Genomic DNA, 14,498 nt, shown 5'->3' with positions numbered 1-14,498 from the left:
GGAAGGCCAAATCAGCCTTCCCACATATAGCCGTAGCCGCGCACAGTGACAATGTGTGTCGGTTCGGCCGGATCGTCCTCAATTTTGATGCGCAGACGGCGGATATTCACGTCCACAATTTTCAGCTCGCCCACATAGTGATGGCCCCACACCATCTCGAGCAATTCGTCACGCGAAAGCGCTTTGCCGATGTTCTCCATAAACGCCTTCAAAAGACCATACTCAATCTGCGTCAGCTCAATCTTGATGCCGTTCTTGAGCACCTCTCTCGCGCGCAGGTTGAGCTTGAACGGACCGGACTTAATCACATCCTCCTCCGAGAAGGGCGAACCCGACACACGTCGATACAGCGCGTCCACACGCGCGGCCAGCTCGATAACCGAAAACGGCTTGGTGACATAATCGTCCGCGCCGTTCATCAGGCCGGTGACCTTGTCGGCCTCCTGCGTGCGGGCAGTCAGCATGATAACACCTGCCGCATAACCCGCCGCACGCATGGCCCGGCAGACCTCATAACCGTCAATGCCGGGCAGCATGACGTCCAGCACTGCCACTGCGATATCCTGATTGGCATGGTATTTCTCCAGCGCCTGCTCGCCGGTTTCCGCCTCTATCACTTCGTAACCGCTGCGCTTGAGGTTGAGCACCAAAAACGAGCGGATATTTTCTTCATCTTCCAGTACCAGTATCTTACGCTTCATGGATAGTCCTCCTTTTATTACAAACCATCAGTTATTCCAATCCTGTTTGACGAGCGAGAAACGATTTTTTATCTCCTCTACACTGATTTGCAGCGAGCTTTGCTCCGCCTCGTCCGCGATGCGCGCGAAATACACCGCCTGCGTCGTCTGCCCAAGCTGCAGCAGATCAGTGCGGCCGGCATAATAGTCCCGGTTAGAACCGGTGGCGCAGTAGATGGTAAAGAGCGGAATATGCCCGCCTCTGCCGACATATTCTGAAAATGTCACAGCGCTTAAACCGCTGTCGGTTGTTTTGGTTGCTGTAATGCGGTCATGCCAGTCGGGGTCTATCACCAGACTCCATGCGTCCGAAATATTCTGATAGGTTGTCATCACCAGAATGGGCGGCTCGTCCACGCTGTAGGCGTACCAGTCGAGCATGAACACCGCGTCGGACGCTGCCGCGTCCGTATAACCCGCCATGAGCACCGCGCGCGGCAGCTCGGTCACGCCGTCGCTGTTGACGTCGGAGGCGTAGACCGACACCGGTCGGTAGGTGCTGCGGGTGATGGAATCCTCGCCGTCCAGCGCCAGATTGAGCAGTGTCCGGTCGGCAAACACAAAGATATCGGTCGTAAGACCCACGCCGCTTGCCATCTTTTCTTCGGCAAACACCGCTGTATAATCGCCCAGTACATGGCCGGTTCCCATTCGCTCCACAGAAACTGTTTCCGCGCTGGTGGACGCTTCGCCTACCATCGACAGGCTGCCGGCGTTGTACTGATACAACCGCGCCACGCGCTTGCCTTCGGGTGCGGTGGTCAGCAGAAGCAAATCCTTTGCGCCGTCGCCATCCATATCGGTCAGCTCCATGGCGGAATACTCGGTTTCCAGCAGCACGCCCGGCGCACAGTCGGTATCAAAGTCGCACATGGTCAGCGCGCCGGTACCGTCTGCGGAAAGCCGCCAGGTAATGACCATGCCGCGGCGGCCGTCCGGTGTAATGACCGGATAATCCACCGACTGAATCGATGTGCCCGTGCCCTCAATAGAGCCGGTGCAGACATAGCGCTCGTCCTGTTTCCGATATACATATACCTTAAAATCATTGCTGGTTGCCGAGGAGGAGCCGCGGAAAAAGGAGATGGCCTCCTCTACGCCGTCGTTGTCCAAATCAATCAGCTGAATGGAGGAGCGGTTCTCTCCCTCCACCGGTGCGGTATAGGAGATGCCGGAAGCAATCTGTTTCTCCAGCTCAGCCTGCAATGTTTGATAGTTTGTCGACGGTTTGGGCGCTGCCAGAAGGTCGTCGCCCGAAGGAAACGTACAGCCGCTGAGCACCAGCAAAGACAGCAGTACGGTAAGCATTCGAATCGGTTTCATGGATTTCTCCCATTCATAATACTGCAACAGATATACAAATTCAGTATAGCACAAACCGGCTTGCTTTGGTACTGGAAATTGTATAATTTTTATGTGTATCACTCAGCTTTTCTGCATCAAAATGCTGCACTGCTTATTTCTTTTTTACCGTATTTTTAATTGACAAAGCCGGGTGAAATGAGTATACTGTTGTTACGTCTTTGTGCGAACCTATGCGGGTATGGCGGAATTGGCAGACGTGCAGGATTTAGGTTCCTGTGCCGCAAGGCGTGTGGGTTCGACCCCCACTACCCGTACCAATATAAGCAATCCGGATATCTCCCATGTGGAGGTATCCGGATTTTTCGTGCTGCCTGTGCGCTTGTTTGATATGCTGCAGCTATGGGATGCATCAGCTATCCTTTTCTTCTGCCGCTATTTCCCACAGATACAAGCCTGCTACGGTTGCACAGGGGGAATACCGTGCGCGGTACTCCGTAAACTGCGCTCGTGTCAACTCCTGTAATCCGTACAGACGGCATAGTCCCTTTCGGATGCCGAAATCGTCAAACGCAAGCACATCCGGCCGCTCAAGGGAAAAAATCAGCAGCATTTCTGCGGTCCAACGGCCAACGCCGGGCAGTGCGGTTAATGTTTTTATCACTTCTTCATCCGATTTATCCACAAGGCTGTGGATGGACAGCGTTCCGTCCTGTACGGCGTGTGCCGCCGCGAGCATATAGTTCGCCTTACGGCCAGACATTCCGCACGCACGCAGCCCGCTCTCCCCTGCGGTCAGCACGGTTTCCGGTGTGATTTCTCCCAGACTGCCGCACAGTCTGCCCCATACCGTTGCCAGTGCTTTGCTTGAGATTTGCTGTCCGGCTATCGAGTTGACCAAAGCTGTAAACAGGTTGGGGATAACTGCACGCTCGATATGACCGATGCGATCAATCGCTGCTCCTAGAATCGGGTCTTGCTTAGACAGATATGCAGTCTCGATTTTCCCATATTGGAAGATTCTCTGTTCCATATGTCACTCCCTATCAAAAAAGGGCGGGGTTTTCCCCGCCCTTCTTCCTTATGCGTTTTTCTTGGCCTGCGCCTTCTGTTCAAAGCGTTCCTTGGCAACAATGGCACGCTGATGCGTACCCTCACCGATGAGGCCTGCCTCATCATAGGCTGCTACCTTAAAGGTCAGCATCTTGCCGTTCGGCGCGATTTCTACCAGCTCGGTTTCAACGCGCACCTCCATACCTTCCGGTGTGGCTGCAACATGGCTGACATTCACCAACGTGCCGACCGTGGTTTTTCCCTCTTCCAGATAGGGCGCAACGCTGCCCGCTGCAGTGTTCTCAATCGCCGCAATCATCATCGGCGTGGCAAAGACCGCCACCAGACCGCTGCCGACATTGCATGCGAGCTTGTCAGCCGTGACAACCAGCTTCTGCTCGCCTTTAATTCCAATTTCCATATTCTTACTCTCCCTTTTTACGGATTTCGGTCATGCCGCCCATATACGGCTGGAGCGGCTTCGGAATGGCAACCGAGCCGTCTGCACGCAGGTTGTTCTCGAGGAAGGCAATCAGCATGCGCGGAGGCGCAACGACGGTATTATTCAGGGTATGCGCGAAATACAGCTCCTTGGAGTCCTTACCGCGCACACGGATGCCCAGACGGCGTGCCTGTGCATCGCCAAGGTTGGAGCAGGAACCGACCTCGAAGTATTTCTTCTGGCGCGGCGACCATGCTTCTACGTCGCAGGACTTGACCTTCAGGTCAGCCAGATCGCCCGAGCAGCATTCAAGCGTACGCACCGGAATATCCAGCGTGCGGAAGAAGTCGACCGTATTCTGCCAGAGTTTGTCATACCACATCGGGGACTCCTCCGGCTTGCAGACAACGACCATTTCCTGCTTTTCAAACTGGTGAATGCGGTATACGCCGCGCTCCTCGATGCCGTGCGCGCCGACTTCCTTGCGGAAGCAGGGCGAATAGCTGGTCAGTGTCTGCGGCAGGGTGGATTCATCATTGATGGTGTCGATGAACTTTCCGATCATCGAGTGCTCAGACGTACCGATAAGATACAGGTCCTCGCCCTCAATCTTGTACATCATATTCTCCATTTCCTTAAAGGACATAACGCCCTTTACTACATCACCGTGAATCATGAACGGCGGAATATAGTAGGTGAAGCCGCGGTCAATCATGAAGTCACGCGCATAAGACAGAATGGAGGAATGCAGGCGTGCAATATCGCCCTTGAGATAATAGAAGCCGTTGCCCGAGGTACGGCGGGCTGCATCCAGATCAATGCCGTCGAACGACTCCATGATATCCACATGATAGGGAATCTCGTAATCTGGCACAACCGGATCGCCGAACTTTTCGATTTCAACATTTTCGGAATCGTCCTTACCGATCGGAACCGACGGGTCGATGATGTTCGGAATGACCATCATGCGGTTCTTAACTTCCTCCGCATAGGTCTTTTCATCCTCTTCGAGCTTTGCCATCTCGTCAGCCATTGCCTTAACCTCGGCTTTGACCTTCTCCGCCTCGTCCTTCTGACCCTTCGCCATCAGGCCGCCGATCTCCTTGGACTTCTTGTTGCGCTGTGCGCGCAGCTCGTCGCACCGGGTTTTGGCTGCGCGGAACTTGGCGTCATACTCGATGACTTCGTCCACAAGCGGCAGCTTTTCGTCCTGGAACTTTTTCTTGATGTTTTCCTTGACCGCGTCCGGGTTCTGACGGACAAATTTGATATCCAGCATGATTTTTCTCCTTCTATTCCTTTAATTTTTATTCTTCGCTATCTTTATTTTCGATTTGCTGCTGTACGGCTTCGAACAGCTTGTTGATATCCGAATCAAAACCGTCCTCCGTGTTGCCCAGCAGCCGATCCTCGCTGTATTTCTGCACCAGCTCATCATATGCCTGCTTAGCATCCGTCTGATTGTCTGCCAGCAGCTGTGCGTTGATACGAGCCAGAAGCGCATAAACCTCACGCTCGGCCATGCGCTGCTGGGTGGCACTTACCACATCGGTTTTTGCCAGCTCGGTGTCCAGTACCTCACGCACCTTATCCAGTGCTGCGCTTTGCACATCATACTGCGCCTGTAAATCTTCCATTTTTTGGGTTGCACCTTGCGCAACCGTCTGCTGCTCATTGAGCTGATTGGTCAGCGTATCCAGTTGTCGGTCGGCACGCGCCTGTGCGACATAACTGATGAGTATCAATGCAATCGCCACGGAGAACAGGCCGATAATATAAAAGGTTAATGTTGTGCGGCTGAGTTTTTTCTCGGGTTTTGCCTGCTCAGGCTTTTTGTTTTCGTCCATAGCAGTGCCTCCTTATTATACGCGCAAACCGCGCAGCGCTTCAATCAGGCGTTCCAGATCGTCTGCGCCATAATATTCCAGTGATAGTGTACCGCTGTTTTTACCCTGTTCAATGCTGATTTTACGGCCCAGCACGCTTTCCAGTTCCTTTTCAACCTCTGCGACATAGTCAACAGAAAAGTCCTCCTGCTGCGGCTTGGGCGCCGGCTTTTTGTTCATGCGCTTGGCCAGTGCTTCCGCCTGCCGCACGCTCATGCCGACCATCTGTTTCGCCGCTTCTACGCGCTTGTCCTCCTCTGCAACGGCCAGCACGGCACGCGCGTGACCACCGGACAGTTTTCCCTCGGACACCATGGTACGCACCTCATCCGGCAAAGCAAGCAGTCGCAGCGCGTTTGCTACCGCAGGACGGGATTTGACCACGCGGTGGGCAACTTCCTCCTGCGTCATGCCAAACTGCCGCATGAGCAGGTCATATCCTTCGGCTTCTTCAATCGGATTCAGGTCTTGTCGCTGCAGGTTCTCGATCAGCGCAAGCTCCATCACTTCGCTTTCGTGCGCTTCAAGCACCATGGCGGGAAGTTCTTTCAGTCCTGCCAAACGCGCTGCGCGCCATCGACGCTCGCCGGCAATGATCTGATAGTAGCCTTCCTTATCTCCCGGCCGCACGGTGATCGGTGTGATGATCCCATGCAGTCGAATGCTCTCGGCCAACTCTTCCAGTGCCTGCTGATCGAATTTTTTACGCGGCTGGTTAGGGTTTGGTTCGATTTTAGAGAGCGCAATCTGTGAAACGCTGTCGGTCGCGCCGGCAGCGCTCAAATCAGTTGCATCTGCACCGAACAGGTTGGACAGGCCGCCTCCCAATCCTTTTTTGGTTGACGCCATGCTCAGCCTCTCCCCTTCCTTTCTGTCTTTTTCAGTATTTCATCCGCTAAGGATAAATATGCCTCCGCACCGCGGCACAGCCGATCATAATCTGTGATCGGTTTACCGTGGCTGGGCGCTTCGCTCAGGCGCACATTACGCGGGACAACCGATGAAAATACCTGACCCGGGAAGTGCTTTTTAACCTCTTCGACCACCTGGATGGACAGGTTGGTACGGCCATCGAACATGGTCAGCAGCACGCCCTCCAGTTCGAGCGATGGATTCATCGATTTTTTCACCATACGAACGGTCGTCATCAGCTGACTTAGTCCTTCCAGTGCATAATATTCACACTGAAGCGGCACCAAAAAGCTATCCGCTGCACACAAACAATTGAGTGTCAGCAAGCCGAGTGACGGCGGACAATCAATAAAAATGTAATCGTAGTCGTCACGGACGCGGTCAAGCACACTTTTGAGACGGTTTTCCCGGTTTTCCATCGCAATTAAGTCCAGTTCTGCGCCTGCCAGATTGACATTGGCGCCAATCAAATCCACCCATTTTGTGGATACAATTGCGTTTTTCACATCCGGCTCGTCTGCCACAATCAAATCATAGACCGAGGTTTCGAGCGAACGCGGGTCCACGCCGAAGCCTGAGGTTGCATTGCCCTGTGGATCGAAGTCACACAGCAGCATGCGTTTGCCGCGCTCATAGAGAGCAGCCGCCAGATTGATGGCCGTGGTGGTTTTCCCTACGCCGCCTTTTTGATTGGCGAACGCGATAATATTCCCCATATCTGGTTCCCTCTTATCTTTGGTAATTTTCCTACGCGTTTCATTATATCACACCCTTGTTGGAATGCAAAGCAATTCCATTAAATTTTCTCACTTGTTTCACGTGAAACATAAAAAGAGCTGCCAAATGGCAGCTCTCCAAGGGAGAATAAAATGTTTCACGTGAAACATGCCCCATATGTAATTATAAGTATGCTATACGCGAGCATGCGGGATGTTAATGGTCAGGGTTAAACTATCGTCGTTTTCAGACTGGTCAACTGTTGCGCCGATGCCCGCATCCACCATTACCCCAACCGCGCGATTGAGCGTATTGAGAAAGAAGCGTACATCCTTAATCAGGCGCACCACCTTGCGCTCCCCTCCTGTCGCAGGAGGAGCATCCTTCTCCTTTAACAGCGTATCGATGTACTGCTCTGACCGACTGACATTCAAATCATGCTCGATGATATACTTGGTTGCATTGATGCGATCGGTCTCATCATCCAGCCGAAGCAGACAGCGTGCATGACGCTCGGTTAAATTTGCGCTGCGAATCAATTCCATGTTCTGCTGAGACAAGCGCAGCAGCCGCAGCTTGTTAGCCACCGCTGACTGTGTCTTGCCGACCTTGCGCGCGGCCTCCTCCTGCGTCAGGCCATATTGGTCAATCAAACGCTTAAAGCCCTCTGCCTCTTCAAAGAAGTCCAAATCACGACGCTGCAAATTCTCCACCAGCGCAATCGCAGACGAATCCTCATTGTCCGCTGCAATCACCAGACAGGGTACATCATTGAGTCCCGCCACACGCGCCGCGCGCAGCCGCCTCTCCCCTGCGACTAACTCATAGCCGCCGCCCGGCGCGCGGCGTACCGTCAATGGATTGAGCACACCGTACTGCCGAATACTCTCCGCCAGCTGCGCAATTGCTTCCGGGTCAAAATACTTACGCGGCTGATTGGGATTGCGTACAATATCGCTCACCCGCACCCGCCGCAATGTCCGGTCCTCTTTTCCTGTTACTAATGTTAAAACCGACATCATGTCATCTCCTCCTTGTGCTGTCGACCGGCCAAAACACCACGCCGGTTTGTCCTTCGGTAATAGATTACCATATTATTACATTTTGGCAAGCAAAATCGACCGCAAAACCTGCCTGTTTCGACAAGTATTTGTCATTTCCTTCCAGATATCACACATTTCCATGCATTTTCGGACAAAAAATAACCCTCTGTAATTTCCATACAGAGGGTAAACAAATTGTAATGACAAGAATTCAAAGTGGGTTAGTCTGAATTTTTTTGAACCGCCGCGGATACTGTGCCGGCGTTTCTTTGGTCTTTTGCAGCCGCACCAACACACGTTCAACTCCGTCATGCGGAACGGTATATCGAAGCAGTTCGGCTGCTGGCGCACCCAAAACAGCAAAAGCATGTGACGCAGAACCGACTTCGTCCGCACAGTCCGCTGCCTTCATTGCATAAAACGCACCGCCCACCTTAACCATCGGCAGCGCCAGCTCACACAGCACGCGCAGCTCTGCTACCGCACGGGAAACCGCCAAATCAAATGACGCACGATGCTGCAAAGCAAACTCTTCGGCGCGCGCATGAACCGGCAGCACATTGGTCAATTCCAGCGCGTCTGCAACCTCGGAAAGAAAATCAATGCGCTTGCGCTGTGCATCCAAAAGCGTAAACTGCACACCCGGACACAGGATGGCAAGCGGCAGACCAGGAAAACCTGCTCCCGTACCGACATCCAAAACAGACTGTCCTTCCTTTATATAGGGAACAAGCGAAGCGCAGTCGAGGAAGTGGCGCGTAACAACCTCGCGAGGGTCGGACACGGCGGTCAGATTCATCACCTTGTTCTTTTCCAGCAGCAAATCGGAAAAACGCAATAATTTATCCACAGCTTGTGGAGAACTATCCGGGATAAACTGCTGTAAACCGGAGACCAATAGCTCATAAGCGGTCACGACTTGCCCTCCTTCCATCGCGTCTCAATATAAATCATCAATGCAGTGATATCCGCAGGAGAAACACCAGAGATGCGCGCAGCCTGTCCAAAGTTGAGCGGCCGCACCGCATTCAGCTTTTGCCGCGCCTCAAGCCGCAGGGATTCAACTTGCTCATAATCCAAATCGACAGGGAGCGGACGCGACTGCAATTTGCGGTACTGTTCGACATCCTTCTGCTGCCGATCAATATAGCCTGCATACTTGACACGGATTTCCACCTGCTCACGGATAACCGCAGGCAGCATGGGCCGCTCCGGGTCAAAACGGGCAAGGTCGGTATAGCTCAACTCCGGACGACGAAGTAAATCAATCAGCTTGCAGCCCGCCTTGACCGGCGCGCTGTTTTTTCCCGCAAGAAAACCGTTGAGCGCATCCGACGGCGCAACGCCGACCGCCGCGATGCGGTCAATCTCCTCCTGCACCGCCTGATACTTGCAGCGTACCTTTTCGCCGCGCTCAGGCGGATTCAGTCCGATGCGCACACCAATCGGAACCAAACGTTCATCTGCATTATCCTGCCGCAGCAGCAGACGATACTCCGAACGCGAAGTCATCATGCGATACGGCTCGTTGGTGCCGCGCGTCACCAAATCGTCAATCAGGGTTCCGATATAGCCATCCGCACGGTCAAGGATGAGCGGTTCCTCTCCCTTGAGGGCAAGCGCAGCATTCACGCCTGCGACCAGTCCCTGTGCCGCGGCTTCTTCATAACCGGACGAGCCGCAGAACTGTCCAGCACCGTACAGGCCCTTGACCTTTTTCGTCTCAAGCGTCGGACGCAGCTCCAACGGGTCAATACAGTCATATTCAATTGCGTAGGCCGGCCGCATAATCTCCGCATGCTCCAACCCCTTGACTGTATGCAGCATGTCGCGCTGCACGTCAAAGGGCATGGAGGACGAAAAGCCCTGCACATAAATTTCTTCCGTGTCCAATCCCATCGGCTCCAAAAAAAGCTGATGACGCGGCTTATCCGCGAAACGCACCACCTTATCCTCAATGGAGGGACAATAGCGTGGGCCGATGCCTTCAATCTGACCGCCGTAAAGCGGAGAACGGTCCAAATTGGCGCGGATGAGTTCGTGCGTGCGGTCAGTGGTATAGGTCAAGTAGCAAACCGCACGATTTTCCGGCGGCTGCTCGGTTTCAAACGAAAACGGGATGATTTCATCCTCCCCTGCCTGTAACTCGAGACCGGTAAAATCGATGGAACGGCGATGGATACGCGGCGGCGTACCGGTCTTGAACCGCTGAAGGCGCAGACCAAGTGCGCGCAGCGACTCCGTTAGCGGCTTTGCCGCCGCCATACCGTCCGGGCCGCTCTCGCGCGCATATTCCCCAATGATAATACGCCCGCCAAGAAAGGTACCGGATGCAATTATCACTGCCTTTGCCGGATGACGCGCACCAATCGCAGTCACAACCGCAGAAACCGCCCCGTTTTCCGTCTCAACAGAAACAATTTCATCCTGCATCAGCTGCAAGCCGTCCTGCTGCTCCAGAGCATGCTTCATATACGTTCGGTATTTGACGCGGTCGGCCTGCGCGCGCAGCGAATGCACCGCCGGTCCTTTTCCGCGGTTGAGCATACGATACTGAATGCAGGCCGCATCAGCCGCACGCGCCATTTCACCGCCCAGCGCATCAATCTCGCGCACCAGATGACCCTTGGCTGTGCCGCCAATGGCCGGATTACAAGGCATATTGCCGACAGCGTCCAGATTGATGGTAAAACAAGCGGTTTTCATTCCAAGACGCGCGGCGGCAAGCGCCGCTTCAATGCCCGCATGTCCCGCGCCGACAACAACGACGTCAAATGCTTCGGCCGGAAAAACCGTCATGAATCCTCCTCCTTTTCATTGCTTCACAGATTCCCGCAAGGTGCGGCACAACAAGCCCTTCCTTGTGCACACCTGTTGATAACTCTGTGTAAACTTTGGATAACTTGCACTTTTGGTCAAAATTTTGATTACAGATATTAAATAATATAAACCTATATTACAATTAGTAATCACTCTTTTCCACAGAAAAGGGCCGCTGCGCGCGGCAGGCGGCCCTTCACACTGTGGCATACAACATTATTTTCCCACACAGAAATCACTGAAGATGCGAGAAACAACCGCTTCGGTCACGGTCTCTCCGGTGATTTCTCCAAGCGCGGCAATCGCGCCTTCCGCGTCCATGACAACCGCATCCGGTGTCATACCGGACTGCGCGGCATACAGCGCGGCTTCACAGCGCTCAGCGGCACGGGCCAGAGCGGCAGCCTGACGGGCATTGGTAATCAGTGCGCCGTCAAACGCGCCGTCACCCAAACCAATCGTGCGCGGGATGAGCGAAAGCAGCTTGTCCATGCCGGCGCCGGTTTTGGCGGACAGCGGAACAATATGCAGAAAATGCTTTTTGAGCAGCTTTTCATCCAGCTGCTGCGGCAAATCGACCTTGTTCACCACGGCAATGGCGCGATGTCCTGCCGCACGGGCAAGCACCAGCATATCCTCGTCTCCAATCGGCTGCGAACCGTCGAAAACTGCAAGAATCAATGCGGAAGCGGATGCTTCTGCCATCGCGCGGTCAATGCCCGCCTGTTCAATCGGGTCGGTCGTGTCGCGCAAACCTGCTGTATCGGTCACCCGCAGCAGAAGCTGGCCGACCTTGACGTTTTCCTCAATCAAGTCACGGGTTGTGCCCGGAATGTCGGTCACGATGGCACGCTCGCGGCCCAGCAGGGTATTGAGCAGCGTACTCTTGCCTGCGTTCGGACGGCCCAAAATAACACATGGCACGCCCTCACGCAGGATACGTCCGCGCTCATAGCTTTCAGCCATCGCATACAGACGGCTGGTGGTGCGGTGAAGCAGTGCAGCTGCGTCATCAAACAGAATCGGGTCGATATCCTCATCCGGAAAATCCACCACTGCATGAAAATGCGCCACCATGCCGATAAGTTCTTCACGCATCTGCTGCACGGGAGAACCAACCGCGCCCATCATTTGAGCGGCTGCATTCTGCGCGGCCTCGGCAGTACGGGCGGTAATCAGATCGTGCACAGCCTCAGCCTCGGACAATCCGAGCTTGCCATTCAAAAATGCCCGACGAGTGAATTCGCCCGCCTCAGCCTGACGCACACCCTGCGCAAACAGCGCATCCATCGCCTGCTGTAACACAGCGGTCGAGCCATGACACTGCAATTCTGCCATCGATTCGCCGGTATAGGTATGCGGCGCATGAAAGACCACCGCATAGCAGCAATCAATCATCTTGCCGTCTTTGTTATGCAGCGTGCCGTAAACCAGCTTTTGTCCCGGTGCATCCAGCATGCGTTTGCCGTTTTTGGCACGAAAAATCGCATCCACCGCCTGTATCGCCTGCTCACCCGACACCCGAATCAGTCCGATCGGCCCGCCGGCGGAAGAAATGGCGGCAATCGTATCGTTCATAAGCAGTACCCCGCGTTAGGAACGGGCGTGGAAGTTGTTATCCGGTGCAATAACAACGCGACGGCCAGGCTCGGTGCCGGTCGAGTACGTGGTGACGCCGTTGAAATCCTGCAGCGCAGCATGAATGATACGGCGTTCATAGGGGTTCATCGGCTCAAGCGTCATCGAACGGTGGGACTTGACCACCTTCATCGCCATCTTGCGAGCGAGACGCTCCAGACTTTCCGCGCGCTTCTCACGATAATTTTCGGTGTTAACCGACAGGCGAACATGCTCATCCAGCGCATTATTGAGTACCAGCGAACCAAGATACTGAATCGCATCCAGTGTATCGCCGCGGCGGCCGATAATCGGACCCATATCCGGACCGGAAATCTCCAGACGCAGCTGGTCACACTCAACCTGCGGCAGCGTGGTCACGGTACCCTCAACGCCCATTTTCTCGAGCAGGCCGGTGACGAAATCGGTCGCCAACTGCTCAGCCTTTTTCATGCATTCCTCGGAAACCGGAATCAGCTCCCGCTCCTTGGGAACGGAAGGAGTGATCGGGCGCTCCTCGCGCGGACGGCGCTCCCGGCGTCCGCCGCGTTCCCGACGCGGACGCTCCCGACGCGGCGGGCGCTCCACTTCCAGCTTTTCCGGTACAAAATCCGCAGGCGCAGCCTTGACCAGACGCGGCGTATCATCCGCATCCGTAATGGACAGCTTTTGCGGCTTTTCAGCGGGTTTCTCTTCTTTCGCCGGTTTTTCGGCATGGTGCGGCTTTGCAGGTTTTTCCACAGGGGTGTGGACAGGCTCCGCCTTTTTCACCGGCTCATCCGGCACTTCATAGGTAACGCGCACGCGCGCAGGCGTTGCGCCGATGCCGAGAAAACCTTTTTTGCCGTTATCCAGAACCTCTACCGATACATCATCCCGGTCCATGCCGAGCTGCTTGAGCGCTGCTTCAATCGCAGCGTCACGGGTTTCACCCGTGGTTTCGATAAATTTCTCCATAGCTTACTTGTCCCCCTTCTTTTTCTTCGCATTCTGGGACTGTTCCAGCTGCGCGGCTTTATGCGCCGCACGCTTGGCTTCCTTTTCCGCCTCGACGCGCGCAAACTCCTCCGCGTCCTTCTTTTCCTTCTTGCCGCGCAGATAGGTTGTCAGCACAATTTCCTGCACGCAGGCAAAAATATTGTTGAAAATCCAGTAAATACCGATCGTACCCGGCAGAATAAAGCCAAAATACAGCGACATGAGCGGCATAATCACATTCATCATCTTCATCTGGCTGGCCGCGGCACTGTTCTGCGTGCCCTGCATTCTCTGCATGACAAAGCTGGACAGAAATGCGGTCGCGCCCGACAGGATCGGGATAATCCACAAAATGCTCGGATGAGTAATGGACGGCGTCTGTGCCAGATTCAAACCAAGGAAGTGGAAATCAATATTGAGCAGCTCACCCGCACCGTTGGTAATGTTGGTCACGGCTTCCGGCCACACGCCGCCATTGTCCGTGAACATCTGGCCGAGCTTTTCCGCAATCGTAATCTGGCCGTAAAATCCCGCCTTTGCGGTATCGACATTTACCAGCACCGCCAGCTTGTCGATCACCGTCTGGTCAAAGCCCATCATGAACTTGAGCGGCTGCTGCACGGCATAGTACAGGCCCATCATAATCGGCAGCGGGATAAACTGCGGCAGACAGCCCGACATCGGATTGACGCCGTGCTTATCATACAGCTTCTGCATTTCCTCGTTGAGCTTGACGCGGTTGTTCGCGTACTTTTTCTGCAGCTGCTGCATCTCCGCATTGAGAGCATTCATAGCGAGCATGCTCTTTTTGCCCTTAATCGCCAGCGGAATACAAATCAGCTTGACCAGCAGCGCGAACAGAATAACCGCAAGACCGTAGGACCCTACCGTCTTAAAGATTCCCAGCAGGATCAGACCGAGCGGTCTGACGATGACAAGTCCGAAAATTTCTCCCATATAAACCTCCGTAGGGTTGTTTGTTCATTCG

At 54.3% G+C, this 14,498-nt stretch carries 14 protein-coding genes and 1 tRNA gene; 1 reads left to right on the top strand and 14 read right to left on the bottom strand.

Annotation, left to right across the window (positions count from 1 at the left end):
* Window positions 1-11 precede the first annotated feature (11 nt).
* Together ACESSO_RS11385 and ACESSO_RS11380 are read right to left on the bottom strand one after the other, a co-directional pair.
* Window positions 12-701, bottom strand: a complete 690-nt coding sequence (locus tag ACESSO_RS11385; RefSeq protein ID WP_297274701.1) for a response regulator transcription factor — start codon at window positions 699-701, stop codon at window positions 12-14.
* Between the two features lie 27 nt (window positions 702-728).
* Window positions 729-2,063, bottom strand: a complete 1,335-nt coding sequence (locus ACESSO_RS11380) for a hypothetical protein (RefSeq protein ID WP_373165440.1) — start codon at window positions 2,061-2,063, stop codon at window positions 729-731.
* Window positions 2,064-2,277: 214 nt separating this feature from the next.
* Between ACESSO_RS11380 and ACESSO_RS11375 the strand changes: the two genes are divergently transcribed.
* Window positions 2,278-2,362 (top strand) — tRNA-Leu (locus ACESSO_RS11375).
* 92 nt (window positions 2,363-2,454) lie between these two features.
* Here ACESSO_RS11375 and ACESSO_RS11370 read toward each other — a convergent pair.
* The 12 genes from ACESSO_RS11370 to ACESSO_RS11315 all read right to left on the bottom strand — a co-directional run bounded on the left by ACESSO_RS11370 (window position 2,455) and on the right by ACESSO_RS11315 (window position 14,467).
* On the bottom strand, window positions 2,455-3,075 hold the full coding sequence (locus ACESSO_RS11370; RefSeq protein ID WP_373165438.1) for a DNA-3-methyladenine glycosylase: 621 nt from the start codon (window positions 3,073-3,075) through the stop codon (window positions 2,455-2,457).
* A 48-nt stretch (window positions 3,076-3,123) separates the two neighbouring features.
* Window positions 3,124-3,516 carry a thioesterase family protein gene (locus ACESSO_RS11365; RefSeq protein WP_373165436.1) on the bottom strand — a complete coding sequence of 131 codons (393 nt, stop codon included), beginning with the start codon at window positions 3,514-3,516 and terminating at the stop codon, window positions 3,124-3,126.
* 4 nt (window positions 3,517-3,520) lie between these two features.
* Entirely contained in the window at window positions 3,521-4,816 is a 1,296-nt protein-coding gene (serS, locus tag ACESSO_RS11360; RefSeq protein WP_373165434.1) for a serine--tRNA ligase, read from the bottom strand.
* Window positions 4,817-4,844: 28 nt separating this feature from the next.
* Window positions 4,845-5,384 carry a hypothetical protein gene (locus tag ACESSO_RS11355; RefSeq protein ID WP_373165432.1) on the bottom strand — a complete coding sequence of 180 codons (540 nt, stop codon included), beginning with the start codon at window positions 5,382-5,384 and terminating at the stop codon, window positions 4,845-4,847.
* Between the two features lie 15 nt (window positions 5,385-5,399).
* Window positions 5,400-6,272, bottom strand: coding sequence for a ParB/RepB/Spo0J family partition protein (locus ACESSO_RS11350; protein ID WP_373165430.1), 873 nt, complete (start codon window positions 6,270-6,272; stop codon window positions 5,400-5,402).
* A gap of 2 nt (window positions 6,273-6,274) precedes the next feature.
* On the bottom strand, window positions 6,275-7,051 hold the full coding sequence (locus ACESSO_RS11345) for a ParA family protein (RefSeq protein WP_373165429.1): 777 nt from the start codon (window positions 7,049-7,051) through the stop codon (window positions 6,275-6,277).
* Between the two features lie 195 nt (window positions 7,052-7,246).
* On the bottom strand, window positions 7,247-8,074 hold the full coding sequence (locus ACESSO_RS11340; RefSeq protein WP_373165428.1) for a ParB/RepB/Spo0J family partition protein: 828 nt from the start codon (window positions 8,072-8,074) through the stop codon (window positions 7,247-7,249).
* Window positions 8,075-8,306: 232 nt separating this feature from the next.
* Window positions 8,307-9,011 carry a 16S rRNA (guanine(527)-N(7))-methyltransferase RsmG gene (gene rsmG / locus ACESSO_RS11335; RefSeq protein ID WP_373165426.1) on the bottom strand — a complete coding sequence of 235 codons (705 nt, stop codon included), beginning with the start codon at window positions 9,009-9,011 and terminating at the stop codon, window positions 8,307-8,309.
* A complete protein-coding gene (gene mnmG, locus ACESSO_RS11330; protein ID WP_373165425.1) occupies window positions 9,008-10,894 on the bottom strand; it encodes a tRNA uridine-5-carboxymethylaminomethyl(34) synthesis enzyme MnmG in 1,887 nt (628 codons plus the stop codon). The genes rsmG and mnmG overlap by 4 nt, the downstream gene beginning before the upstream one ends.
* Window positions 10,895-11,131: 237 nt before the next feature.
* A complete protein-coding gene (gene mnmE / locus ACESSO_RS11325; protein ID WP_373165423.1) occupies window positions 11,132-12,493 on the bottom strand; it encodes a tRNA uridine-5-carboxymethylaminomethyl(34) synthesis GTPase MnmE in 1,362 nt (453 codons plus the stop codon).
* Window positions 12,494-12,508: 15 nt separating this feature from the next.
* The gene (jag, locus tag ACESSO_RS11320; protein WP_373165422.1) at window positions 12,509-13,489 is read right to left on the bottom strand and encodes an RNA-binding cell elongation regulator Jag/EloR; all 981 of its coding nucleotides are present in this window, start codon (window positions 13,487-13,489) and stop codon (window positions 12,509-12,511) included.
* Between the two features lie 3 nt (window positions 13,490-13,492).
* Complete coding sequence (locus tag ACESSO_RS11315) at window positions 13,493-14,467, bottom strand: YidC/Oxa1 family membrane protein insertase (protein ID WP_373165420.1); 975 nt, start codon at window positions 14,465-14,467, stop codon at window positions 13,493-13,495.
* Between the last annotated feature and the right edge of the window lie 31 nt (window positions 14,468-14,498).

The sequence above is a fragment of the Agathobaculum sp. Marseille-P7918 genome (assembly GCF_964248325.1).
Lineage (GTDB): Bacteria > Bacillota > Clostridia > Oscillospirales > Butyricicoccaceae > Agathobaculum.
The sequence above is the reverse complement of the archived record's forward strand: the minus strand, read 5'-3'. Positions and strand labels throughout refer to the sequence as shown.